Below are 22,216 nucleotides of genomic sequence, written 5' to 3' on the forward strand. Positions count from 1 at the left end.
CAGATACGACAAGCGCGGTTACGTCTTCCTCGGGACCGCGACCGCCGCAACCCTCGTCATCTGGCTCCGGGCATGATCGGCCGGACAAGTCCTAGGCCGAGCGCGGGAATGGCGGCCCGGCCGGCCACCTCGTCGTGCGGGACGGCGGCCCGCACCTCCGGGTCGGACCAGCCGTCCGGCAGGGGGTTGCCGGGCAGCTGGGCGGTGCCGACCACCATGAGCAGGGCCAGGCACAGCGTGCTGCACACGGCCATGACGACGGCGACCGCGGTCAGCAGCCGGGTGGCGGTGCGCGGGTGCAGCCGGGTCTCGGCGAGCCGGGCGACCGGCCACGCGGACAGCGGCAGCACCAGCGGCAGGAAGACGAACACCCCCATGAGCGGTCAGTCCTCCGGACCGCCGGCGTCCGGACCCGGGATGTCGAGCAGGGCCCGCAGCACCTGTTCGTCACCGGGCGGCAGGGCGGTGACGAAGCTGGCGAGAACCGCCTCCCGGTCCCGTTCGCCGTCGAGCAGGCGGCGCATGCGCAGCGCCGCCAGCCGGGCGACGTCGGCGGTCGGCGTCCACACGAAGGACCGGCCGTGCCGTTCGCGGGCGACGACGTCCTTGGCGAGCAGCCGGGTCAGGATGGTGACGACGGTGGTGTAGGCGAGGTCGCCGCCGAGGCGCTGCTGCACCCAGGCCGCGGTGACCGGCCCGTCCGCCTCCCGCAGCGCGCCGAGGACCTGGCCCTCCAGTTCGCCCTGGCCGCGCCGTCGGGCCCGGCCGCCCTCCGGCGCCGTCCGCGGTGTCACGTCCGGTTCCCTCCCCCGTCTTCCCTCGCTCGCTCACCCGCCGTTCCACGCTACTTCACGCCACTGACACTCCCGTACCCGCGGCGCCCGCGCCGGTGCGCGACCTCGCCGAGGACGATGTCGACGGCGAGGAAGCCGGCCAGCGGGATGCCGAGCAGCGGCACGAACCAGCCGAGCACGGCGACGGCCGCGAGCGCCGGAACGAGCAGGTACGGCGGCACGTCCGCCCAGGCGCCGCGCGGGACCGGCCGGCCGAAGGCGGAGCCCCGGCCGCGCTGCCACCACAGGCGGTAGCCCCACAGGACGAGCAGGACCAGGGCGAGGGCGAGCAGCGCGAGGGCGATCTGGTTGACGAGTCCGAAGAGGGAGCCGGTGTGCAGGTCGATGCCCCAGCGGGTGAGCTTGGCGAGCACCGGGTAGTCGGCGAAGCGCAGTGCGTCGGTGACCCGTCCGGTGGCCGGGTCGACGGCGACGGAGTCCTGTTTCTCGGGCCAGCTGCGCTGGATCTGCCGGACGACGTAGGCGCTGTCCGTGTCCGCGGGCGGCACGATCTCGACCGGATCGCCGAGCCCCTCGGCGCGGGCCGCCGCGAGCACCTGGTCCAGCCCCACGCCCTGCTCGGCCGGGCCGTCGGCGGAGCCGGCCGCTCCATGGCCCGCGTGACCGTGGTCCGCCTGACCGTGGCCCGCGTGCTCGCCGCCGGTCACGGCCGCCGAGACGGACGGGGTGGCCTGGCCCAGCGAGGTGCGCAGCTCGTCGATGTTCGCGCCGGCGTACGCCGACCAGGTCAGGCCGGTCGCGGACAGGAACAGGAACCCGGCGGCCGTCCAGACGCCGAGCATGCCGTGCAGGCCGAGGGTGCGGCGCCGGCCGCTGGTGCCGCGTACCCTGCGCAGGGCGCGGCGGCGGGAGAACCACAGCACCAGGCCGCCGCCCGCGATCACCCACAGCCAGCTGGCGGCCAGCTCGCTGTAGAGCCGGCCGGTCTCCCCCAGGTGCAGGTCCCGGTGGAGTCCGTCGATCCAGGTGCGCAGGGGCAGCGCGCCGGTCGCGCCGTACTGTTCGAGCGCGCCGCGGACCGTGCCGGTGTACGGGTCCATGAACACGGCGAGGGTGTGGCCGGGGTCGACGCCCCTGACGCCGGAGAGCAGCACCCTGGTGGTGGCGCCGGCCTCGGGCGAGGGGCGCACGGCCGTGACGGTGCCCTCGGGATGGGCCTCGCGGGCGGCGGCCACCTGGGCGGAGACGGGCAGCTCGCGCTCGCCGGCCGGGACGGTCAGCTCATGGTCGTACACGAGCCGCTCGGCCTGGAAGGAGCCCGCGTACAGCAGGCCGGTGACGGCGGCGACCAGCAGGAAGGGCGCGACGAGCAGGCCGGCGTAGAAGTGCAGGCGCAGCACGAGGGGGCGCAGGGGTGCCCAGGGGCGGCGGGCGGCGGGGCTGGACGCCTCGGCCGGGGCGCCCGGGGGAGCGGTGGTCATCGGTGGGCTTCTTCCGGGGGCTCGGTACCGAGGGGCTGGCCGTCGGCAGGGAGGCGAGGGCGCACCAGTAGTCGGCCCGGTGGAGGGCCGAGTTCCCCGGGGCGTGGGTGAGCTGTGCCACAGCGGGCGGGGCGGGCATGGCATCCTGACGCGATGGCACCTCCCCCTGATCACGCACCGCTCGCCGAGCGGGTCGAGGAACTCCTCGCCGCCGGCGGCCCCTTGCCCATCGTCGCGGCCGGCCGGCCGGTGCTGCGGCGCCCCGCCGAGCCGTACGACGGCCAGCTCGGCCCCGCGCTGCTGGCCCGGTTCGTCGAGGCCCTGCGCACCACCATGCACGCGGCCCCCGGTGTGGGGCTCGCCGCGCCGCAGGTGGGCATCGCGCTGCGGATCGCGGTCATCGAGGACCCGGCCCCCGTGCCGGAGGAGGTCGCGGCGGCCCGCGGCCGGGTCCCGCAGCCCTTCCGGGTACTGGTCAACCCGGTGTACGAGCCGGTCGGCACCGCCCGGGCCGCGTTCTTCGAGGGCTGTCTGAGCGTGCCGGGCTGGCAGGCGGTGGTGGCCCGGCACGCCGAGGTGCGGCTGCGCGGCGAGGACGAGCGGGGCCGCGCCCTGGACGAGGTGTTCGGCGGCTGGCCGGCCCGGATCGTGCAGCACGAGACGGACCACCTCGACGGCACGCTCTACCTGGACCGGGCGGAGCTGCGCTCCCTGTCGACCAACGAGGCGGTGGCGGCCCTGTGGGCCCAGCCGGCGCCCCGGGCCGCGGCCGAGGCCCTGGGCTTCGAGCTGCCCTAGGCGGACTCGTCCGGATCAGCCCGGCCCACGGCGTGCGGCACGCACCTCGCCGCGTTGTCGGAGCGCCCGGGTACGCCCGGGCAGGCCGGTGTTCCTCCGCCTCGCGACGCACCGCACCGGGCGCCGTGGCAATCAACTACCCTTGCCTTGAGCTCAGTTGTCGCGGTACGCCTCCAGCAGCCGCAGCCACACCTCGCTCAGCGTCGGGTAGGACGGGACCGCGTGCCACAGCCGGCCGAGCGGGACGCGGCCGGCGACCGCGATGGTGGCCGAGTGGACGAGTTCGCCGACGCCGGGGCCGACGAAGGTGACGCCGCGCAGGATCTCGTCCTCCAGGTCCACGACCATGCGGGCGCGGCCCTTGTAGCCCTCGCCGTACAGGCCGGCGCCCGCGACGGAGGAGAACTCGACGTCGACGGCGCGGACCCGGTGGCCGGCCTGTTCCGCCTCGGCGAGGGAGAGCCCGACCGCGGCGGCCTCCGGGTCGGTGAAGACGACCTGGGGTACGGCGTGGTGGTCGGCGGTGGCGGTGTGGGCGCCCCAGGGCTCCTCCGCGACGGTGCCGCCGGTGGCGCGGGCGGCGATCGCGGCGCCCGCGATGCGGGCCTGGTACTTGCCCTGGTGGGTGAGGAGGGCGCGGTGGTTCACGTCGCCGACCGCGTACAGCCAGTCGGTGCCGGTGACGCGCAGGCTGTCGTCGACGTCGAGCCAGGAGCCGGGTTCCAGGCCGACGGTCTCCAGGCCCAGGTCGTCGGTGTGCGGGACGCGGCCGGTGGCGAAGAGGATCTCGTCGGCCTCGATCCGGTCGCCGGCGGAGGTGACGGCCACGACCGTGCCGTTCTCCCGGCTGACGGACTCCACGGAGGTGCCGGTGCGGATGTCGGCGCCCGCCTCGGCGAGGGCCTCGGCGACGAGTTCCCCGGCGAACGGTTCCATCCGGTTCAGCAGGCCCTTGCCGCGCACCAGCAGGGTGACCCGGGAGCCGAGGGCCTGCCAGGCCGTGGCCATCTCGGTGGCGACGACACCGCCGCCCACGACGATCAGCCGGCCGGGGGCGGCCTTGGCACTGGTGGCCTCACGGCTGGTCCACGGCCTGACGTCGGGGAGACCGGGCAGGTCGGGCAGCCGGGCGCGGGTGCCGGTGGAGACGGCGACGGCGTGCCGTGCGGTGAGGGTGGTGACGGTGCCGTCGGGGGCGGTGACGGTGACCGTGCGGGGGCCGGCGAGACGGCCGTGGCCGCGGTAGAAGTCGGTGCCGGTCCCCTCCAGCCAGGCCACCTGGCCCCCGTCCTGCCAGTGCGAGGTGTACTCGTCCCGGCGGGCCAGGACGGCCGGGGTGTCGAGCGGGCCCTGGACCGCCTGGGCGAGGCCGGGCAGCCGGCGGGCGTCGGCCTGCGCGATGACCGGCCTGAGCAGCGCCTTGCTGGGCATGCAGGCCCAGTACGAGCACTCGCCGCCGAGCAGTTCGCTCTCCACGAGGGCGGTGGTCAGTCCGGCGGCGCGGGTGCGGTCGGCGACGTTCTCCCCGACGGGACCGCCCCCGATCACCACGACGTCGTACGCGATGGATTCCGTTTCCGTCATGGGGTCAGTCTGGTGGGTGGTGTGCGCCGTGGCCACACGGGTACGCGCGCGGAACGCAGGCGTGCACGGGCGGAATAGGCGGCCCGGCGGCCGTGTTTCCGCCGTCGGCACACCCCCTACACCAGGAAGTGGGAATCACGCCATGAGCAGCACCGTGGAGCTGACCAAGGAGAACTTCGACCAGACGGTCAGCGAGAACGAGTTCGTTCTCATCGACTTCTGGGCGGAGTGGTGCCCCCCGTGCCGGCAGTTCGCGCCGGTCTATGAGAAGGCCGCGGCGGACAATCCCGATCTGGTGTTCGGCAAGGTGGACACCGAGGCGCAGCCGGAGCTGGCCGCGGCCTTCGAGGTCCAGTCGATCCCGACGCTGATGATCATCCGCGACCAGGTGGCGGTCTTCGCCCAGCCGGGCGCGCTGCCCGCGCCGGTGCTGGAGGACCTCATCGGCCAGGCCCGCAACCTCGACATGGACGAGGTCCGCAAGAGCATCGCCGCCCAGCAGGGCGACGCGCAGAAGTAGCCCGTAAGGGGGCCGCGGTCCCGGGTCAGCTGGACTCGCGCCGGATCACCGAGGCCCCCAGCACGGTGTGCACTTCCGGCTCGCCGCCGGGGTCGCGCACCGCGCGGTCGACCAGCCCGGCGAGGTCGCGGCCCGAGGGCAGGTCGATGTGGACGGTACTGAGCCGGGGGCGCAGCAACCGGCCGAGCATCAGGTCGTCGGCGCCGACCAGGGCGACGTCCTCGGGGATGCGCACGCCCTCGTCCTGAAGGGCGCGCATCAGCAGCATCGCGTACTCGTCGTTGTAGGCGAACACCCCGTCCAGCCCCAACCGGGGCCAGCGGGCGGCGAGTTCGGCGGCGGACTCCTCGGTGTAGCCGAGCGGCAGCTCCGTCACCCCGGCGTCCGTGCCGCGCAGTGCCTCGCGTACACCGGCGAGCCGGGGCCGCGCGTAGACGTCGAGTCCCGGTTCCCCGGGCATGACGACACCGATCCGGCGCCGGCCCCGCTCGTACAGGTGGGCGCCCGCGCAGTGGCCGACGGTGGCGTGGTCCATCAGCAGGGCGTGCGCACCGTCGACGCGGGCGGGGCCGAGGGTGACGACGGCCCGGGCGCCGGAGCGCTTGAGGAGGGCGACGCCCTGGGGGCCGAGGCCGGTGCCGGGCACCAGGACGGCGACCGGGCGCAACTCGGCCCAGGCGCGGGCGGCTTCGTCGCCCTGGAGGCCGACGCTGCCGTACTGGACGACGGTGTAGTCGAGCCGGCCGAGCGCCCACTGCAGTTCGTTGAGGAACCCGCTGTAGAGGGGGCCCACCGGGATGGCCGGGGCGGGCATGAGGACCGTACGGCTGTGTCCGGCGCGCAGGCTGCGGGCTGCGGCGTGGGGGACGTACCCGAGTTCCCGGGCGGCCTCGCGGACGCGGCGGCGGGTCGCGTCGCTGATCCGCACGGCGCTGGTGTTGTTGAGGACGTAGGAGACGGTCGCGCGCGAGACGCCGGCGAGACGGGCCACATCGGCACTCGTGGGCGTGTTCGGTATCTGCACCATGACAGACCGCATCCTGGCAGAGGGGCGGGGGCCGGGAGCGGGCGGGGCAACGTGGTTCATGGTTCGACAAACTGGCGTATCCCTGCGCGCGACGAACACGTTCGTAACGAACATGTTCGTTACGGTCAGAGCATGACCGCAGCACCACGCTCCCGGCGGGAGCGCCCCGCCAAGCCCGCCCTCACCCGGGAGGGCATCGTCGCCGCCGCCGTCGCGATCCTGCGGGCGGAGGGACTCCGCAAGGTGACCATGCGACGGCTCGCCCAGGAACTCGACACCGGCCCCGCCTCCCTCTACGTGTACGTCCGCAACACCGACGAACTGCATGCGGCCGTGCTGGACGAGCTGCTCGGCACGGTCGGCACGGCGCCGGCCGGGGGCAGCTGGCGGGAGCGGCTGGAGGCGGTGCTCACCGCCTACACCGCGGTGCTCCTGGAACACCCGTCCCTGGCCCGTTCGGCACTGACCGCCTGGCCGAGCGGCCCCCACTACCTGCGCCTCATCGAGACGCTGCTCGGCCTGCTGGACGCGGGCGGGGTGCCGCCCGCCCAGGCGGCCTGGGGCGTGGACCTGCTGCTCCAGCACGCCACGGCGACCGCCGCCGAGCACGCCGGGGAGGACCCCAAGGGCGACTTCCCGGCGCTGGCCCGGGCCCTGCGCGAGGCGCCCGCCGCGACGTACCCGCACATCGCCGCCCACGCCGGAGCGCTGCTCTCCGGCGCCCCCGGGGCCCGCCTGTCCTGGGCGGTCCAGACCCTGCTCAACGGCATCGAGCGGACCGCCGTACCGACCGACACCCGCACCGAAGGCCAGGAGGCCCCGTGACCCCCGCCCCCTCCCCCACCACCCCGTCGCCGTCGTCGGCGCCGGCCTCGGCGGGCTCACGCTCGCCCGGGTGCTGCACGTGCACGGCGTCGAGGCGGCACTGTTCGACCTGTGGGCGTCGGCGGACGCCCGCACCCAAGGCGGCATGCTCGACATCCACGACGACTCCGGCCAGGAGGCGCTGCGGGCCGCCGGGCTGCACGAGCGGTTCCTGGCCCGGGTCCACACCGGCGGGCAGGCCGCGCGGGTCCTCGGCCGGGACGGCACCGTCCGCCTGGAGCAGCCCGACGACGGCACCGGCGGTCGCCCCGAGATGGACCGGGGCGAGCTGCGCGACCTGCTGCTCGGCTCGCTGCCCGCGGATACGGTCCGCTGGGGCGCCAAGGTCACCGACGTCCGCCCGGCGGAGGACGGCCGGCACCGGGTGACGCTCGCCGACGGCTCGGGGTTCACCACCGATGTGCTGGTCGGCGCGGACGGCGCCTGGTCGCGGGTGCGCCCGCTGCTCTCCGGGGCCCGGCCCGCGTACACGGGTGTGTCGTTCGTGGAGGCGGACCTGCTCCAGGCGGACGTGCGCCACCCGGTGAGTGCCCGGGTGGTCGGCGGCGGCATGCTCTTCGCGCTCGGCCCGGGCCGCGGCTTCCTCGCCCACCGGGAACCGGACGGCAGCCTGCACATATACACCGCCGTGACGGCGCCCGAGAACTGGCTGGACGGCATCGACTTCACCGACACCGAGGCGGCGAAGACGGCCGTGTTGAACGAGTTCGACGGCTGGGACGAGAGCCTGCGGGCTCTGATCGCGGACGCCGACGGGCCGCTGGTGCCCCGTCGGATCCACGCCCGGCCGGTCGGCCACCGCTGGGACCGGGTGCCCGGGGTCACCCTGCTCGGGGACGCCGCCCACCTGATGTCGCCGTTCGCCGGCGAGGGCGCCAACCTGGCCCTGATCGACGGCGCCGAACTGGGCCTCGCCCTGGTCGCGCACCCCGGCGACACCGAGGCCGCGCTGACGGCCTACGAGACCCGCATGTTCGCGCGTGCGGAGGCGTCCGCGCGCGAGTCCGCCCGCAGTCAGGCCCTGCTCTTCCGCGCGGACGCGCCGCAGGGGCTCGTGGAGATGTTCACGGGCGGGGAGGCCTGACCGGACGCCCGTAACCGCCCGAGGCCCGCCTCAGCGGGGCGGTTCGGTGCGGGTCACCCGGGCCACCAGGTCGAGCCAGCCGGCTTCCAGGCGTTTCATGGGCAAGCCGCGCTGGCGGGTCAGGTGGTGGATCAGGGCGGGGTCCAGCGAGGCCAGCAGGGTGTGGGCGAGCAGGTCGCAGTCGGCGCCCGGCACGATCTGGCGGAGCAGCACCGTGAGGTGGATGCGCAGCGACCCGGCCGCGGGGTGGGCGAACCGGCGGGTCGGCTCCGGCTGGGCGGCCAGCTGCAGATCCAGCTGCTCGGCCGTGCGGTACAGCACCGCGACGCCGAACGCCCGCAGCCGCTCCAGGGGCGGCGAGCCGGGGCCCAGCGGCGGGGGCCCGCTGAGGAAGTCGGCCTGGAGCTGCCTGGCCGAGTGGTCGAGGAGGGCCGTCAGGAGTCCGGTGCGGTCGCCGAAGCGGCGGAAGACGGTGCCCTTGCCGACGTTGGCCGCCGCGGCCACCGCCTCCATCGTGACCCCCGCCACCCCGTGCTCGGCGATCAGCCGGGCGGCGGCCTCCAGCAGCCGGGCCCGGTTGCGGGCCGCGTCGGCGCGCAGGCCCGGCTCCTCGGAAGCCGGGCCGATCTCCAGCAAGCGGGATGGTTCGAGGGGTGCTTGAGGCTTCGGGAAGGGCGGCGGAGCGCTGGACATGACGACAGCGTAAAGCATCGGGAAGAAAACTGGACCGCGGTCCGTTTGGAGTGATACACACTTAAACGGACCCCGGTCCGGATCGTGCCAATCGATGTTCAAGCCCTCTGGAGTAGCCATGTCTGTTCGCATCCTCGCGCTCGTCGGCAGCCTTCGCGCCGGCTCGCACAACCGCCAGCTCGCCGAGGCTGCCGTGAAGCTCGCACCGGAGGGCGCCGAGGTCGAGCTGTTCGAGGGCCTGGCCGACGTCCCGTTCTACAACGAGGACATCGACGTGGAGGGCGGCGTCCCGGCCGCCGCCGCCAAGCTGCGCGAGGCCGCGCAGGCCGCCGACGCCTTCCTGTTCTTCTCCCCCGAGTACAACGGCACCATCCCGGCCGTCCTGAAGAACGCCATCGACTGGCTGTCCCGCCCGTACGGCGCCGGCGCCTTCGGCGGCAAGCCCGTCGCCGTGGTCGGCACCGCCTTCGGCCAGTACGGCGGCGTGTGGGCCCAGGACGACACCCGCAAGGCCGTGGGCATCGCCGGCGGCAAGGTGATCGAGGACATCAAGCTGTCCATCCCCGGCTCCCTCACCCGCTTCGCCGAGACCCACCCGTCCGACGACGCCGAGGTGGCCGCCCAGCTGACCGAGGTCGTGGCCCGCCTGCACGGCACCGTGCCCGCGGCGGCCTGAGCGGTGCGACGGCGCACGGGGGCCGGGAGCGGACTGCCCGCAGGGGCCGGACACGACTGTCCGTGAGGACGGGGCCGACCGCCCCCGGAGACCGCACACGACTGCCCACAGGGGCCGGAGCCGACGAGGCTCCGGCCCCTGTCGCGTGCGGGCGCGAGGGGCGCGAGGGCCTCGGCGTCCGGGCCGTGAGGATGCGCAAGGGCCACGGCCTCCGGGCCGAGCCCGGTCAGGGCCTGCTGCGCCACCCCGCCCCCTGCGCCGCCCCGCCCGGCCCGCGCCGGCCACCGCCCCGGCCGGCGGGACCTCCGCCGCGGCAGGTCGTCCTCCGGGCCTGAGGGGGTAGACGGCAGACGACCGCGTGCGTGGGGCACGCGTGCTCGGGCAGTGGTCGCCGGGCATCACGAAAAGGAGCTGCCATGTCCCTGGTCCCGCCGCCGTTCGACCCGGAACTCGCCGCCGTACTGGAGTCGTTCCGGGGCGTCGTCGCGTCCGGGTTCACCCCCGACGACGTCGAGGCCGCACGGCGCGGCGCGGCGGTCGGCGAGTTGGTCGACGTCACCCTGGAGGGCGCCTTCGAGGCGGAAGACCGCACGGTGCCCGGCCCGGAGGGCGCCCCCGCTGTCTCCCTGCTCGTGTGCCGGCCGACGGCCGCTCCCGCACCGGCGGGACTGCCGGTGATCTACCACGTGCACGGCGGCGGCCTGGTGGCCGGCACCAACCGAACGGGCGTGACCGAACCCCTGGCGTGGGCGCGGGACCTGGGGGCGGTCGTCGTGTCGGTGGAGTACCGGCTGGCACCCGAACACCCGCATCCGGCGCCGGTCGAGGACGTGTACGCGGGGCTGCTGTGGACGGCGGAGTACGCGCGGGAGATCGGCGGCGACCCGGACCGGATCGTCGTCGCGGGCGCCAGCGCGGGCGGCGGTCTCACCGCGGCGCTCGCCCTCCTCACCCGGGACCGGCAGGGCCCGCGCCCGGTCGGCCAGCTGCTGATGTGCCCGATGCTGGACGACCGCAACGACACCGTCTCCAGCCGCCAGATGGCCGGCCGGGGCCTGTGGGACCGCACGGCGAACGAGACGGCCTGGACGGCCCTGCTCGGCGACCGCCGGGGCGCCGACGAGGTCTCCCCCTACGCGGCGCCGGCCCGGGCCGCCGACCTGTCCGGCCTGCCCCCGGCCTTCCTGGACGTCGGTTCGGCGGAGACCTTCCGGGACGAGGTGGTCGGTTACGCGTCCCGGATCTGGCAGGCCGGCGGCGTGGCCGAACTGCACGTCTGGCCGGGCGGCTGCCACGGCTTCGACGCCCTCGCCCCGGACGCCGCCCTCTCCCGCACGGCCCGCACCACCCGGGTCGCGTGGCTTCGCCGGCTGCTGGGCTGACCCCTCCGTACGCGGCACACCCGACGTCCAGGTGCGATGTGCCTGGACCAAGAGTTTCTCCGTGGCTACCGACAGCTGGTTCGTGGTCCAGGACCCGGAACAGTACGGCGAGGAACCCTGGGAACGAGGCGGAACGCGCCTTCCTCCGCCCCGCGCGACCGGACCGCCGCCCGGCGGGTGCCGTGGGCTCCCGGCCGGGTCGGACGGCCCTAGAACGAGTCCTCGCTACTCGTCCCGTGCGTCTCCTCACGAGGCGCGCTCGGTGGCGCTCGGCGAGTGGACCGTGCGCTCATAGGGCGCTCGTATGGCGGCGGGAAAGGTCCGGACCAAGACCACGGTTGAGCCGCCCCGCCATGCGTGCCGAGCGGCCCTCCGAGGCAGGGGGCGTCCACAGCCCACTGGGAGTCGGCCGGCACGAACGAAGCATTCGTGACGAGCCGCGCGTGCCCGTCGACGGCCCACCGGCTCGCCCGCTCCGGCTCCGTCCTGATCCGTCGGACAGGACATGGCCGCCCCTGCCCGCCGCTCAACGGGGCGACGGCCTCATGCGGATGTCACCGGCTCTTTGACGGACGCGCGTCGCGTCGTCGGACGGTCGAAGGGCACCCACACATGGCCGTAGAAACGCTGGACCGCGTCGTCGACGCTGCGGATGAATCCCGTCTCCGCGTTGCCACGGCCATGCCCCATGGACTTGAGCAGGGAGAGGCGGAAGCCCGTGATGCGAGCACCCTCTGCCTTGGGCAGCAGGTCCGCGGGCTCGGGGCGCAAGCGCTCCAGCGTGCCTCGCGGGCCACTCGTCTCACCGTCGACCAGGCTTTCGATATGCAGGTCGGCCGGTGCCTCCGCCAGGCTTCGGATGAGCCTCTTCGCCCAGGTCAGGGGATAGCCCTGGGCTGGCGCGGGAATGTCCGTGGAGACCCGTAGCCTGCCGGTGCGCAAGTCGGCACCGACCGACAGCACGCCGGAAGCGCCGTCAATGCGGAGTTCGGCCTGGAGCCGACCGTGCAGGCACAGTCGATCGGCCTGAGCCTGCCGGAGTTCGCGGGGGTCCCTGCCCCGCTTGCCCCGCTGGACCGGGAGCACCTTGCGGCCGAGTTCGCCTCCGAGCCCGAGGCACACCTGACGGATGAGCCGTTCCCAGCTCTCCACGACGTCGAGTGTCCTCGGGTCGCCCTGGCACAGGGTCTCGTCGTCGATGCCGTTGCGCACGGGTACCCAGGCGGGCCCCATGTTCTGGAATCCGTGACAGCCGGAGTTCTCGTGCTGGAGGTAGTGGAGCAGTTCCTGCAGCAGCCAAGCGTGCGCCGCGTTCCCCACGCCTTCGTGCCGGATCAGCACCTGTGCCTGGTAGGCGACCTCCGCCCAGGACAGGTGCCACAGGGCCACCTTGTGCTTGCGCCGCCCGTCGATCTTGACGTCCACGAGCGGACTTCCTTCCAGGGCGACGTCGTTGGACAGCGTGATCACGGCCTCGTACCCTCGACGTGCGGCGATGTCCGTGTACGCCTGTACCTGGTCGCTCTTGAGCGCGTTCCCGTTGGTCTTCGTCTCGATCAGCGCGGTCCACAACTTGCCCGCCCGCTCCACACGGACGACGCCGTCCGGCCGTCGCGGTGTATCGCCGTGAGGCAACGACACTTCGACGAACGTCTCCATGCGGCCCGCCGGCGCGCCGAAACCGGCCATGAGCCTTCTGCCGAACTCCGGCACCTGGGCCATGACCGACAGCAGGACCGAGGTCGCGCGAGTCTCCCGGTCCCGGTCGCTCTTGAGCGCCGAGACCGGGAACAGCCTCGCCTCCCTCCAGGACTCGTTCTCGGCGAGAGACTTCTTCGCCGTCTTGGGAAGCGTGATCTTCCGCTTCGCTGTCCGGGGGCGTGGCGTCGGACCGGGCACTCGGTCCGCTTCGTCCGGCCGACGCGGGGAGGGCACAGCGGGCAGTGCCGGCTCACGAGCGACCTCGGCGGCTTCGGCCGTCGCGCCCTCCTCGTCGCCCGTGCCGTCGTCCAGTGCGGACTCCGCTGCGGCGTCGTCGTCGACGTCGACTCCGAAGTCCGTCGCCAAACCGGCCAGGCCATCGCCGTATCCCTGCCCTACCGCGCGGAACTTCCATGCGCCGTCGCGGCGGTACAGCTCGCCGAAGATGACCGCGCTCACCGATCGGGCGTCGTCGATCGTGAACCGGAGGAGGCCCTCGCCGGTGCCGTCCGAGAGGGTGACCGTGAGATCCTCCAGGTCACCGAAGTGGGCACCGCCGTACCGGCTCGCGGCGATGACCATCCTGTCGACACTCTCCGGTACGGCGGTCAGGTCGAACCCGATCCGGTCCTCGTCACCCTGCTCGACCGGGGCCTTGCCGAGCAGCTGGACACTGCCGTCGGATGCGACAGGGTTGTTGTAGAAGTAGAAGTCGGCGTCGTTGCGCACCTTGCCGTCCGGTCCCAGCAACAGAACCGACACATCAGCGTCGCCCTCGCCGCTCGTACTGGCCCAGCGAAGACTGACGATCACCGAACCGACGTTGTCACTGAGGGCCGAAAGCGTCGCATTCGAGCCCTTCACCATCTCCCGCACCGACAATCCCCCCAGATTGCTGTTCTTCCCCATGCGCACACGTCGTTCAAGCCCATCACACAACTCTTTGTGATGTGGCCCACAGGGGAAAACTGTAGCCCTCAGGCATCACCGCTACGTCCCATGTCCGAAACGCGCACCTCCCACGGTTCGGCAGGGGGTACCGACCCCTCCCCTGACAGGACACCGCGTGAAAACCGCTCTGCCGTCCCGATCGGACGTTACCGTTCGGTAGACATCGTGCCCGGAGTCTCCCGGAGGTGCTCCCCATGACGCCCGACCGTGCCGACCGTGCCGCAGGACTCGTGGAGGCCCGGCGGGCCCTTGCCGGTGGGGAGGTGACCTCCCGGGCGTTGGTGGAGCAGGCGCTGGCCCGGATCGAGGCCGCGCAGCCCACGCTGAACGCCTTTCGGGTCGTACGGGCGGAGGCCGCGCTCGCCGAAGCGGACGCCGCCGACCGGGAGTTGGCCGCCGGGGTGGACAAGCCGCTGCTCGGGGTGCCGGTGGCGGTGAAGGACGACATGGACGTGGCGGGTGAGCCGACCGCGTTCGGCTGTCCGGGCGCGTTCGCGCCGGTGGCCGCGGACGGTGAGGCGGTACGGCGGCTGCGCGCGGCCGGCGCGGTGATCGTCGGCAAGACGAACACGTGCGAGCTGGGGCAGTGGCCGTTCACCGAGGGGCCCGCGTTCGGGGAGACCCGCAACCCCTGGGACACCGGACACACGCCCGGCGGATCCTCGGGGGGTTCGGCCGCCGCCGTCGCCGCGGGGCTGGTCCCGGCCGCGCTCGGTTCCGACGGGGCCGGCTCGGTGCGCATCCCCGCAGCCTGGACCCGTCTGATCGGCATCAAGCCGCAGCGGGGCCGGATCTCGACCTGGCCGTGGGGCGAGTCCTTCCACGGCATCACGGTCAACGGCACCCTCGCCCGGACCGTCGCCGACGCGGCCCTGCTGCTGGACGCGGCGAGCGGCAACCACGCCCGCGACCCGCACCGGCCGCCCGCGCTGACCGTGGCGGACGCGGTCGGCCGCGATCCGGGCCGGCTGCGCGTCGCACTGTCCCTGAACCCGCCGTTCACCGCCGTACCCGCCCGGCTGGACCCGGAGATCCGCGCCAGGGTCGTCGAACTCGCCGAGAAGCTGGCGGGGATGGGGCATGTGGTGGAGGAGGCCGATCCGCCGTACGGGCAGATCGGCCTGGCCTTCGTGCCGCGCGCCACCGCCGGGATCGCCGAGCGGGCCCGCGAGGCCCCCGACCCCGCGCTGCTGGACCCGCGCACCCGGGGAGCGGCCCGGCTCGGCCGGCTGCTGGGCGGGGCCCCGCTGCGGGCGGCCCGGCGCGCCGAGGCGGTGCTCCAGCGGCGGATCGGCGCGTTCTTCGGGTCGTACGACGTGGTCCTCGCGCCGACGACGGCCGTGCCCCCGCCCCGGATCGGCGCCTTCTCCCGGCTCGGCGGAATGGCGACGGACCGTGCCGTCATCGCCGCCTGCCCGTACGCCTGGCCGTGGAACGTCCTCGGCTGGCCGGGCGTGAACGTACCCGCCGGGTTCGCCGGCCCCGGACTCCCGGTCGGCGCGCAGCTGCTCGGCCCGGCCCACAGCGAGCCGCTCCTGGTCTCCCTGGCGGCGCAGCTGGAGGCTGAGCTGCGCTGGTACGAGCGGTGGCCGCCGCTGCGGGCGGACGCGGACAGGCCGGTCCCGTGACGGTGTTCCGCCCGTACGCTGGGGCCATGGGAGACGCGTCGATGGTCGGGCTGATGGGACGGGTGACGGGGGCGGTCGGACCCGGGCTGGTCGGCGAGGTGATCGTGCGGGTACGCGGTGGCGCGGAGCACTTCCTCGCCCACCCGGCCGACGGCACGGCCCGGATCGCGACCGGGACGGTGGTGATGGTCGTGGAGCACCTGCCGCCGAGGACGGTCTACGTCACACCCGCGTACGACAGTTGAGCAGTCGTCGCCCCAGGTGAGGGCGGTCCGCGTCAAGATTGTGACAAGGAACCGCCGGTGTCTTCACCACGGGCCCCGGCAGGCGCACACTCCCTTCGTTCGGTGCCGAACGGGCACCATGCAAAGGGGGCGTGTGCCGATGGTTGTCGGCGTCGTTGCGGGGGCGGTCGTGGTGGCCGTCCTCGCACTGATTGGTCTGTTCAAGCTGATGTGGCGGGTCGCCGAGCCGAACGAGGCGCTCATCATCTCCGGGTCCAAGCACCGCACCGAGGGCCTGGAGGAGGGCATGGGCTTCCGCATCGTCACGGGGCGGGGCACGCTGGTGCTGCCCGGGGTGCAGGCGGTGCGCAAGCTGTCGCTGGACCTGAACGAGACCGAGCTGCACGTGGACTGCGTGACGCACCAGGGCATTCCGCTGAAGGTGCGGGGCGTGGTCATCTTCAAGGTGGGCGACGACTTCGTGTCGATCGCGAACGCGGCCCGCCGGTTCCTGGACCAGCAGCGGCTGATGGCGGAGCGGGTGCACAACGTCTTCGCCGGTCATCTGCGGTCCATCGTGGGCGGGTTGACGGTCGAGGACATGATCCGCGACCGGGAGAAGCTGACCGGGCAGACCCGGGCGGCCTGCGGTACGGAGATGGAGAAGCTCGGCCTGATCGTGGACTCGCTGCAGATCCACGAGATCGAGGACCCGACCGGGTACATCCAGAACCTGGCCATGCCGCACGCGGCGGCCGTCCAGCGGGACGCGCGCATCGCTCAGGCGGAGGCGAACCGACTGGCCACGGAGGCCGAGCAGCAGGCGGCGGCCCGGATGTCGGAGGCCACCCGGGACAGCGAGATCCTCCAGGCCGGCTACCAGGCCGAGCGGGACAAGGCGGCGGCCAAGGCCCAGCAGGCCGGCCCGCTCGCCGCGGCGGCGGCCCGCCAGGAGGTCGTCGTGCAGGAGACCCGGGTCGCCGAGCTGGAGGCCCACCGGCGTGAGCAGCAGCTCCAGGCTGACGTCCGCAAGCCGGCCGACGCCACGGCGTACGAGAAGCGGACGCTGGCCGAGGCCGAGCGCGACGCACGGATCTCGGCGGCCCAGGCGAAGGCCAAGGAGACGGAGCTGGCCGCGGCGGCCGAGGCGACCCGGGTGAAGACCGCCGCGGCGGCCGAGGCAGAGGCGACCAAGAGCCGGGGCGCGGCGACCGCCGACGCCACCCGGGCCACCGGTGAGGCCGAGGCCGCCGCCGCGCAGGCGAGGGGTCTGGCGGAGGCCGAGGCGACGCGGGCCCAGGGTCTGGCCGAGGCGGAGGCCATCAAGGCCCGGGCCGCGGCCCTCGCGGAGAACCAGGAGGCGGTCGTCGCCCAGCAACTCGCGGAGAAGTGGCCGGAGATCGTCCAGGCCGGCGCGGCCGCCTTCGGCAACGTCGACAACATGGTGCTGCTCAACGGCGCCGACGGCATGGGCGAGTTGTTCGCCAAGGCGCTCACCATGGGCGGTACGGGACTGGGCCTGGCCCGGAAGCTGCTCGCCACGATGGGCGAGAACGGGCAGCCGGTGAACGGCGGTTCGCCCCCGCCGAACGGCGTGGTGACGCCTCCGTCGCAGAAGGTGCCGGTGGACCGGGAGCGCTGAGGAAAGGCTGTCGTGCGCGGTCGGGGTCCTTCACCAGGGGCCCCGGCCGTACGTCTGCCGGTCCCTCACCAGGGCCCCCGGCCGCACGTCTGCACGAGCCGGTCGACGGTCTCCGTGGGCAGTGCCGGGTTCGCGGCGGCGGCGTGGGCGAGTTCCGGGTCGGCGAGGAGTTCGGCGAGCCGGGGCGCCGGGAGGTTCGGGTGGCGGGCCAGGGCCGCCCGGACCTCGGGGTCGGGGTCACGGGTGAGCCGTTCGGCGACGGCCGGCCCGGTGTCCGGGTCGCGGGCGGCCAGCGCGCGGACCTTGGGGTCGGCGTGCTCGGCGAGGCGGGCGAGCCCGGTGCGCGGGAACGCCGGCAGGGCGGGCAGGCGTTCACGGTCCGGGCCGGTGTACTCCAGGAAGGCGCGCAGGAGGAGGGCCGGCGGGGCGTCCGGGTGGTTCCGGGCGAGCAGGACGCGGACGCCGAGGTCGTCGTCGGCGGCGAGACGTGCGACCAGGTCGGCCGGCAGCGTGTGGTCCCGCGCGGCCTCCCTGCGGAGCAGCGGGTGCGCGGAGAGGGCGTCCCGGCGGACGTCGGCCGGATCGCGGGGCGTCCCGGGCGCCGGCCGGAAGCAGAACGCGGCGTCCGCCGGCACCCGGTAGTCGATCCGGGCGCGGTCCCGCTCGGTGAAGGCGGGGTGGACGGAGACGGCCAGCCGTACTTCCGGGTCGGGGTCCGTGGCGAGCGTACGGCGTTCACCGGGACCCAGCCGCGGATGGCGGGCCACCGCCCTGCGCACGGCCGGTTCGGGGTCGGCGACGAGTGCGCGGCGTTCGGCCGGCCCCACGTCGGTGCGGCCCGCGATCCGCTCGCGCACCCGCGGGTCGGGGTCGCCGGCCAGGAGGGCCACCACGTCGGACGGGAGGGTGGGGTTGAGGGCGATCGTGGCCCGTTCGTCCGCCTCGGCGGGCGCGGTGAGGACGCTGTCCACGACGGCTCTGCCGAGCACCCGGTTGCGGAGGATGTCGGTGCGGCCGTGGCAGGGCCGCGCGGGCAGCCGGCCCTCCACCCACGCGGGGTCCTCCCAGCGCCGCTCCTCCCGTGCCCGCTCGCGCACCTGTGGGTCCGGATCCGCCAGCAGGGCGGCCTGCCGCTCGGCGGACAGCGACGCCCAGTGGCCGACGCCCCACCGGCGGACCTCGGCGACGGGATGCGTGGGCAGGGAGCGGATCAGCTCCCGGGACGTCTGCTGCCAGAACCCGATCGAGCCGAGCGGCTCCTCGCCGTCGTAGGTGGTGATCATGCGGACGACGGTCTCGTCGGGCAGGGGCCGCGGCCGGTGCGGCAGCGGCGTGCGGGGGCCCTCGGTGAGGTGACAGCGGACGGTCCAGTCCGGATCGTCCACCAGCCGGGCCCGCTGGACGGGATCGGCATGGGGGTTGACGGCGAAGAAGCCGCGGGTGCGGGGGTCGGGGTGCGCGATCACCGCGTCCACGACGGCGACCGGCAGTTGGCGGTCCCGGCACAGCACCATGCGTACGGCGGGCGGCGCCTCGGTCAGCAGCCGGAGCAGGGTGTCCTGCGGCACGGCCGGGTTGAGCGCCAGTCCGGCCAGCCGGCGCGTCGGCAGATCGGCCTCCGCCCAGATCTCTGCGGGTGTCGGCATGTTCCGTGGTCCCCCCGGTCGTCCCCGGCCCGGCCGGCGGCCCCCCGGTCGTCCCCGGCCCGACCCTACGGGATCACACCGTGAGCAGGGAGATCCCCAGGGCGATCAGGGCGCCGGCCTTGAGCACCTCCAGCGCCACGTACCACAGGTGGCTGCGTGAGCGGGGCAGTTCCTCGCCCGCGAGGACCCGGTCCGACCTGCGGTTGAGGCGGGGGCGGACGACGGCCAGCTGGGCGACGAGGAGGGCCGCCACCGCCGCGGTCAGTCCGATGACCCCGGCCGGCGCGTCACCCAGGGCGACGACGGCCGCCACGGTGACCGCGAGGACGGCCTCCACCGCGTTCAGCGCCCGGAACACCAGCCGGCCGATGCCCAGCCCGACGGGGATCGTCACCCCGGGGGCGCGCGGAACTTCAGCGGGGCCTCCAGGAAGGAGATCGCCAGCACCATCCCGAGCCAGACGAAGGTGACGGCACCGGCGGTGGCTGCGGGGGCGGGGGGCATGGGTTCGGGCCTTTCTGCGGGGAGGGTGACGAGGTCGGTCCGGACGGGGATGTCGGCGGGGCCGACGCGGGTCAGCCGCCCGGCGTTCCGGCCAGGTGGGCCACGCAGGAGTCGGGTTCGGCGAACGGTTCCAGCGCGGTGGCCGTCACGGGCGCGCCCAGCCGCGCCAACGCCCCCTGCATCAGGCCGAGGTGGAGCGGACACACCAACCCGCTCCGCTCCTCGGCCAGTTCGAGGAAGGGGCAGTGCCGCAGCCGGATCCGCTCCGGCGGCCCGCCGGGCCGCTCGCCCCCTTCCGGCCGCGGTGCGAAGCCCAGGCCGTCCAGCAGGGCGAGCAGCCGGGCGACCGACCGCTCGGGCGTCGGGGGTTCGTCCGGCGGGAGGGGATCGGTCAGGAAGCGGCCCCAGGAACGGCCCGCCTCCGTCAACTCCGCCCGGGCCTCGGCCGGGTCCGCGGCCGCCCACCGGCTGAGCAGCATGCGGGCGAGCAGCTGGTAGTCACGCAGGCCGCCGCGGTCCATGCCGGGCCGCGCGGTGTAGACGGTACGGGGCCGACCGCGTCCGGCGGGCGCCTCGGTACGGCGCTCCACCCGTCCGTCGGCCACCAGGGCGTCCAGGTGGAACCGCACGCTGTTGGGGTGGAGCCCCATCCGCTCGGCGGTCTCCGCGACCCCGAGCGGCGCGGGCGCGGTGCGCAGCACGTCCAGCACTTCCCGGCGGCGCGGGCCCTCCCGCCTGCTCACGTCCCGTACCCCTCTCCCACCTGCGCCCTTTCACCTGCGCCCTTTTTCACGAATCCTACATGTATTAAATGTAAAGTGGGCGGGCAGTGGGGGCAGGGGCAAGCAGGAGCCGAGAGGAACACCAGATGACGTCGCCGTCCGCGAGGGACACCAAGACGGCCGGCCGCCCGGTGGCGGACCCGCGCGTCCTGTGCGACTTCCGCGCGCTGGCCGAGGCACCGCCGGCGGCGTCCGGCGTGCTGTGGAAGCTGGCGGAGAGCGGACGTCAGCTCGACGCGAACGTGGTCCGGCTGGCCCCCGGCGCCCGGATCACGGCGCACACCGAGGCGCAGCTGGACGTGCTGGTCCTGGTCGTCGCCGGGGACGGGAGGCTCGGCGACGGCACCCCGGACATGGCGGAGCCGCTCGCCGAGGGCGCCCTGGTCTGGCTGCCGCACGGCGCCGCCCGCAGCATCACCGCCGGTGCGGCCGGACTGACGTACGTGACCGTGCACGGCCGGCGCCCGGGCATGCGGATCGGCGTGCGCCCCGGCATGGCTCCGGCCCGGACCCCCGGCTCCGACTCCGAGTGACGCTCGGACAGCCGCGTGACGTCGGGCACCCGCGTCCGTACGGGCGTCCGCGTAACGTACCTGCATCCGACGCGAGTTGCGCGGACCACTAGGGTGCCTCCGTGAGCACGTTTACCGAAGACGACGTCCCCGGCCGCCGCGGCCCGCACGCCACCGTCGAGGCCGACCCGCGCGAGGTCGGCCGGGTGCGCACCGAGTACTCCCCGGCCCACGACGGCGACCCGGATCCCGGGGAGATCGTGTGGACCTGGGTGCCGTTCGAGGAGAACGACGCCCGGGGCAAGGACCGCCCGGTGCTGGTCGTGGCCCGGGAGGCGGCGGGCACGCTCCTCGCCGTGCGGCTCTCCAGCAAGCGGCACGACGGCGACCGTGAGTGGGTGGCGATCGGCAGCGGGCCCTGGGACCGGTCGGGCCGGGACTCGTGGGTCGACGTGGACCGGGTGCTGCGGCTGCACGAGAAGGGCATGCGCCGGGAGGCGTGCGCGCTGGACCGCACGCGCTTCGACCTGGTCCGCCACCGCCTGCACGAGCGCTACGGCTGGACCTGACCGGCCACCTGCCACCTGCCGCCGACCACGGTCACCCGCCGGCCACCTGCGGCCGGCCACCCCGCCACCGGCCACCGTTCACGGCCAACCGCCGACGGCCACGTGCCCGACCACGGCCACCCGCCGACGGCCACCCCCGGCCACCGGCCACGGCCCCCGGCCGGACGCTACGGAAAGGCCCGCGCGAACGCCTCCCGTACGACGGCCCCCCGCGTCCGGTCGAGCACCCCGAACACCACGTGCTCGAAGGAGCGGGCGAACCGCCCGCCGGGCCCCAGCAGCGTCCGGAAGGCGCCCGCGACCTGCGCCGGGTCGTTCTGGAAGACACCGCATCCCCAGGCGCCCAGGACCAGTCGCCGGTAGCCGTGGGCCGCGGCGGTCTCCAGGACGCGTTCGGCGCGTACCGCCAGGGCGCCGGGGATCGCGGCGGCCCGCTCCGGTGCCGTACGCCGGATCACGCCCGCGTTGGGAGCGGCGGCCGTCAGGAAGCCGGCGAGGTACGGCTCGGCGAGCAGCCGGCCCCGGTCGTCGCGGAAGACGGGGACGGCCGGGGAGTGGATCACCCGGTCCGTGTAGAACGGGTCGCGGTCGGCGCGGTGGTGGTCGTAGAAGGCACGGGCCGTCAGCAGGCAGGTGTGCAGCGCGGACGCGCGGCACAGGGCCTCCTCCTGGGCCTGCGCGCCGTTGAGATAGCCGCCGCCCGGGTTCCGGGCCGAGGCGAAGTTCAGGACGGCGACGGGGGCGGCGGCAGCGGCCAGCCGGCGGGCCGCCTCCAGGCTGCTCTCGCCGGTGACCTCGTGGACCGTGTCGCTCACGGGCGGTACCGCCGGCACCGGAACCGGTGCCGGCCCGAACATCCGGGTGCCCGCCCGCGCGGCCTCGACGGCGTCGGCGAGCACCACCTCCCGTCCGGCCGCCTGCCGACCAGCCGCCTCCCGGCCGTATACCGACGCCTGGTACCGGCCCACGGCCACGATCCGTTCGGTCTCCTCGGCGATCCCGCGCAGGCGCGCGCTCACGGCGCCACCCCCGTGGGCGCCGTGACCGCGGCCCGCGCGGTCTCCCCCGTCGTGCTCATGTGCGCATCCTGGGTGATGCTGGTGAGGCGGTGCAACGGAGTTTCCCGCGCCCGG

At 74.6% G+C, this 22,216-nt stretch carries 19 protein-coding genes and 3 pseudogenes; 11 read left to right on the forward strand and 11 right to left on the reverse strand.

Annotation, left to right across the window (positions count from 1 at the left end; translation table 11 throughout):
• Nucleotides 1–98: 98 nt before the first annotated feature.
• The 3 genes and pseudogenes from ACZ7N4_RS25965 to ACZ7N4_RS25975 all read right to left on the reverse strand — a co-directional run.
• Nucleotides 99–377 (reverse strand): annotated as a pseudogene (locus tag ACZ7N4_RS25965) (M56 family peptidase); the annotation flags it as partial.
• Between the two features lie 6 nt (nucleotides 378–383).
• Nucleotides 384–794, reverse strand: a complete 411-nt coding sequence (locus tag ACZ7N4_RS25970) for a BlaI/MecI/CopY family transcriptional regulator (RefSeq protein WP_467922467.1) — start codon at nucleotides 792–794, stop codon at nucleotides 384–386.
• Nucleotides 795–844: 50 nt separating this feature from the next.
• Nucleotides 845–2,275 carry a PepSY-associated TM helix domain-containing protein gene (locus ACZ7N4_RS25975; RefSeq protein WP_471361960.1) on the reverse strand — a complete coding sequence of 477 codons (1,431 nt, stop codon included), beginning with the start codon at nucleotides 2,273–2,275 and terminating at the stop codon, nucleotides 845–847.
• 153 nt (nucleotides 2,276–2,428) lie between these two features.
• Between ACZ7N4_RS25975 and ACZ7N4_RS25980 the strand changes: the two genes are divergently transcribed.
• The gene (locus ACZ7N4_RS25980; RefSeq protein WP_471361962.1) at nucleotides 2,429–3,073 is read left to right on the forward strand and encodes a peptide deformylase; all 645 of its coding nucleotides are present in this window, start codon (nucleotides 2,429–2,431) and stop codon (nucleotides 3,071–3,073) included.
• 153 nt (nucleotides 3,074–3,226) lie between these two features.
• Here ACZ7N4_RS25980 and ACZ7N4_RS25985 read toward each other — a convergent pair whose 3' ends face one another.
• On the reverse strand, nucleotides 3,227–4,657 hold the full coding sequence (locus ACZ7N4_RS25985) for a dihydrolipoyl dehydrogenase family protein (protein ID WP_471361964.1): 1,431 nt from the start codon (nucleotides 4,655–4,657) through the stop codon (nucleotides 3,227–3,229).
• 142 nt (nucleotides 4,658–4,799) lie between these two features.
• Here ACZ7N4_RS25985 and ACZ7N4_RS25990 point away from each other — a divergent pair, with 142 nt between their 5' ends.
• Complete coding sequence (locus ACZ7N4_RS25990) at nucleotides 4,800–5,177, forward strand: thioredoxin family protein (RefSeq protein WP_471361966.1); 378 nt, start codon at nucleotides 4,800–4,802, stop codon at nucleotides 5,175–5,177.
• Between the two features lie 25 nt (nucleotides 5,178–5,202).
• Here the strand turns inward: ACZ7N4_RS25990 and ACZ7N4_RS25995 are convergent, their stop codons facing one another.
• A complete protein-coding gene (locus ACZ7N4_RS25995; protein ID WP_471361969.1) occupies nucleotides 5,203–6,216 on the reverse strand; it encodes a LacI family DNA-binding transcriptional regulator in 1,014 nt (337 codons plus the stop codon).
• Nucleotides 6,217–6,336: 120 nt separating this feature from the next.
• On the opposite strand from ACZ7N4_RS25995, the gene ACZ7N4_RS26000 reads away from it, so the two are divergent.
• Nucleotides 6,337–7,029, forward strand: a complete 693-nt coding sequence (locus tag ACZ7N4_RS26000) for a TetR/AcrR family transcriptional regulator (RefSeq protein WP_471361971.1) — start codon at nucleotides 6,337–6,339, stop codon at nucleotides 7,027–7,029.
• A gap of 13 nt (nucleotides 7,030–7,042) precedes the next feature.
• A pseudogene (locus ACZ7N4_RS26005) lies at nucleotides 7,043–8,173 on the forward strand (FAD-dependent oxidoreductase); the annotation flags it as partial.
• A 30-nt stretch (nucleotides 8,174–8,203) separates the two neighbouring features.
• On the opposite strand, the gene ACZ7N4_RS26010 reads toward ACZ7N4_RS26005, so the two are convergent.
• Nucleotides 8,204–8,884: a TetR/AcrR family transcriptional regulator gene (locus ACZ7N4_RS26010; RefSeq protein ID WP_471361974.1), complete on the reverse strand. Its 681-nt coding sequence runs from the start codon at nucleotides 8,882–8,884 to the stop codon at nucleotides 8,204–8,206.
• Between the two features lie 100 nt (nucleotides 8,885–8,984).
• On the opposite strand from ACZ7N4_RS26010, the gene ACZ7N4_RS26015 reads away from it, so the two are divergent.
• Both ACZ7N4_RS26015 and ACZ7N4_RS26020 read left to right on the forward strand, forming a co-directional pair.
• Complete coding sequence (locus tag ACZ7N4_RS26015; RefSeq protein ID WP_471361977.1) at nucleotides 8,985–9,542, forward strand: NAD(P)H-dependent oxidoreductase; 558 nt, start codon at nucleotides 8,985–8,987, stop codon at nucleotides 9,540–9,542.
• Between the two features lie 416 nt (nucleotides 9,543–9,958).
• Nucleotides 9,959–10,924: an alpha/beta hydrolase gene (locus ACZ7N4_RS26020; protein WP_471361980.1), complete on the forward strand. Its 966-nt coding sequence runs from the start codon at nucleotides 9,959–9,961 to the stop codon at nucleotides 10,922–10,924.
• Nucleotides 10,925–11,467: 543 nt separating this feature from the next.
• Here ACZ7N4_RS26020 and ACZ7N4_RS26025 read toward each other — a convergent pair.
• Nucleotides 11,468–13,492, reverse strand: coding sequence for a TerD family protein (locus ACZ7N4_RS26025; RefSeq protein ID WP_471362274.1), 2,025 nt, complete (start codon nucleotides 13,490–13,492; stop codon nucleotides 11,468–11,470).
• A 278-nt stretch (nucleotides 13,493–13,770) separates the two neighbouring features.
• On the opposite strand from ACZ7N4_RS26025, the gene ACZ7N4_RS26030 reads away from it, so the two are divergent.
• The 3 genes from ACZ7N4_RS26030 (at nucleotide 13,771) to ACZ7N4_RS26040 (ending at nucleotide 17,070) form a co-directional block, all read left to right on the forward strand.
• A complete protein-coding gene (locus ACZ7N4_RS26030; RefSeq protein WP_471361984.1) occupies nucleotides 13,771–15,204 on the forward strand; it encodes an amidase in 1,434 nt (477 codons plus the stop codon).
• A 26-nt stretch (nucleotides 15,205–15,230) separates the two neighbouring features.
• On the forward strand, nucleotides 15,231–15,449 hold the full coding sequence (locus tag ACZ7N4_RS26035; protein ID WP_471361986.1) for a hypothetical protein: 219 nt from the start codon (nucleotides 15,231–15,233) through the stop codon (nucleotides 15,447–15,449).
• A 139-nt stretch (nucleotides 15,450–15,588) separates the two neighbouring features.
• Complete coding sequence (locus ACZ7N4_RS26040) at nucleotides 15,589–17,070, forward strand: SPFH domain-containing protein (RefSeq protein WP_471361989.1); 1,482 nt, start codon at nucleotides 15,589–15,591, stop codon at nucleotides 17,068–17,070.
• Between the two features lie 65 nt (nucleotides 17,071–17,135).
• Here ACZ7N4_RS26040 and ACZ7N4_RS26045 read toward each other — a convergent pair whose 3' ends face one another.
• The 3 genes and pseudogenes from ACZ7N4_RS26045 to ACZ7N4_RS26055 form a co-directional block, all read right to left on the reverse strand.
• A complete protein-coding gene (locus tag ACZ7N4_RS26045) occupies nucleotides 17,136–18,716 on the reverse strand; it encodes a hypothetical protein (protein WP_471361992.1) in 1,581 nt (526 codons plus the stop codon).
• A gap of 73 nt (nucleotides 18,717–18,789) precedes the next feature.
• Nucleotides 18,790–19,220 (reverse strand): annotated as a pseudogene (locus tag ACZ7N4_RS26050) (hypothetical protein).
• A 71-nt stretch (nucleotides 19,221–19,291) separates the two neighbouring features.
• Nucleotides 19,292–19,963, reverse strand: coding sequence for a helix-turn-helix transcriptional regulator (locus tag ACZ7N4_RS26055; protein WP_471361995.1), 672 nt, complete (start codon nucleotides 19,961–19,963; stop codon nucleotides 19,292–19,294).
• Nucleotides 19,964–20,088: 125 nt separating this feature from the next.
• Here ACZ7N4_RS26055 and ACZ7N4_RS26060 point away from each other — a divergent pair, with 125 nt between their 5' ends.
• Both ACZ7N4_RS26060 and ACZ7N4_RS26065 read left to right on the forward strand, forming a co-directional pair.
• A complete protein-coding gene (locus ACZ7N4_RS26060; protein WP_471361998.1) occupies nucleotides 20,089–20,535 on the forward strand; it encodes a hypothetical protein in 447 nt (148 codons plus the stop codon).
• A 101-nt stretch (nucleotides 20,536–20,636) separates the two neighbouring features.
• Entirely contained in the window at nucleotides 20,637–21,083 is a 447-nt protein-coding gene (locus ACZ7N4_RS26065; RefSeq protein WP_471362001.1) for a type II toxin-antitoxin system PemK/MazF family toxin, read from the forward strand.
• Between the two features lie 167 nt (nucleotides 21,084–21,250).
• On the opposite strand, the gene ACZ7N4_RS26070 is transcribed toward ACZ7N4_RS26065, so the two are convergent.
• Nucleotides 21,251–22,102, reverse strand: coding sequence for a TIGR02452 family protein (locus ACZ7N4_RS26070; RefSeq protein WP_471362004.1), 852 nt, complete (start codon nucleotides 22,100–22,102; stop codon nucleotides 21,251–21,253).
• Between the last annotated feature and the right edge of the window lie 114 nt (nucleotides 22,103–22,216).

It is taken from the genome of Streptomyces sp. NPDC107654 (assembly GCF_055639035.1).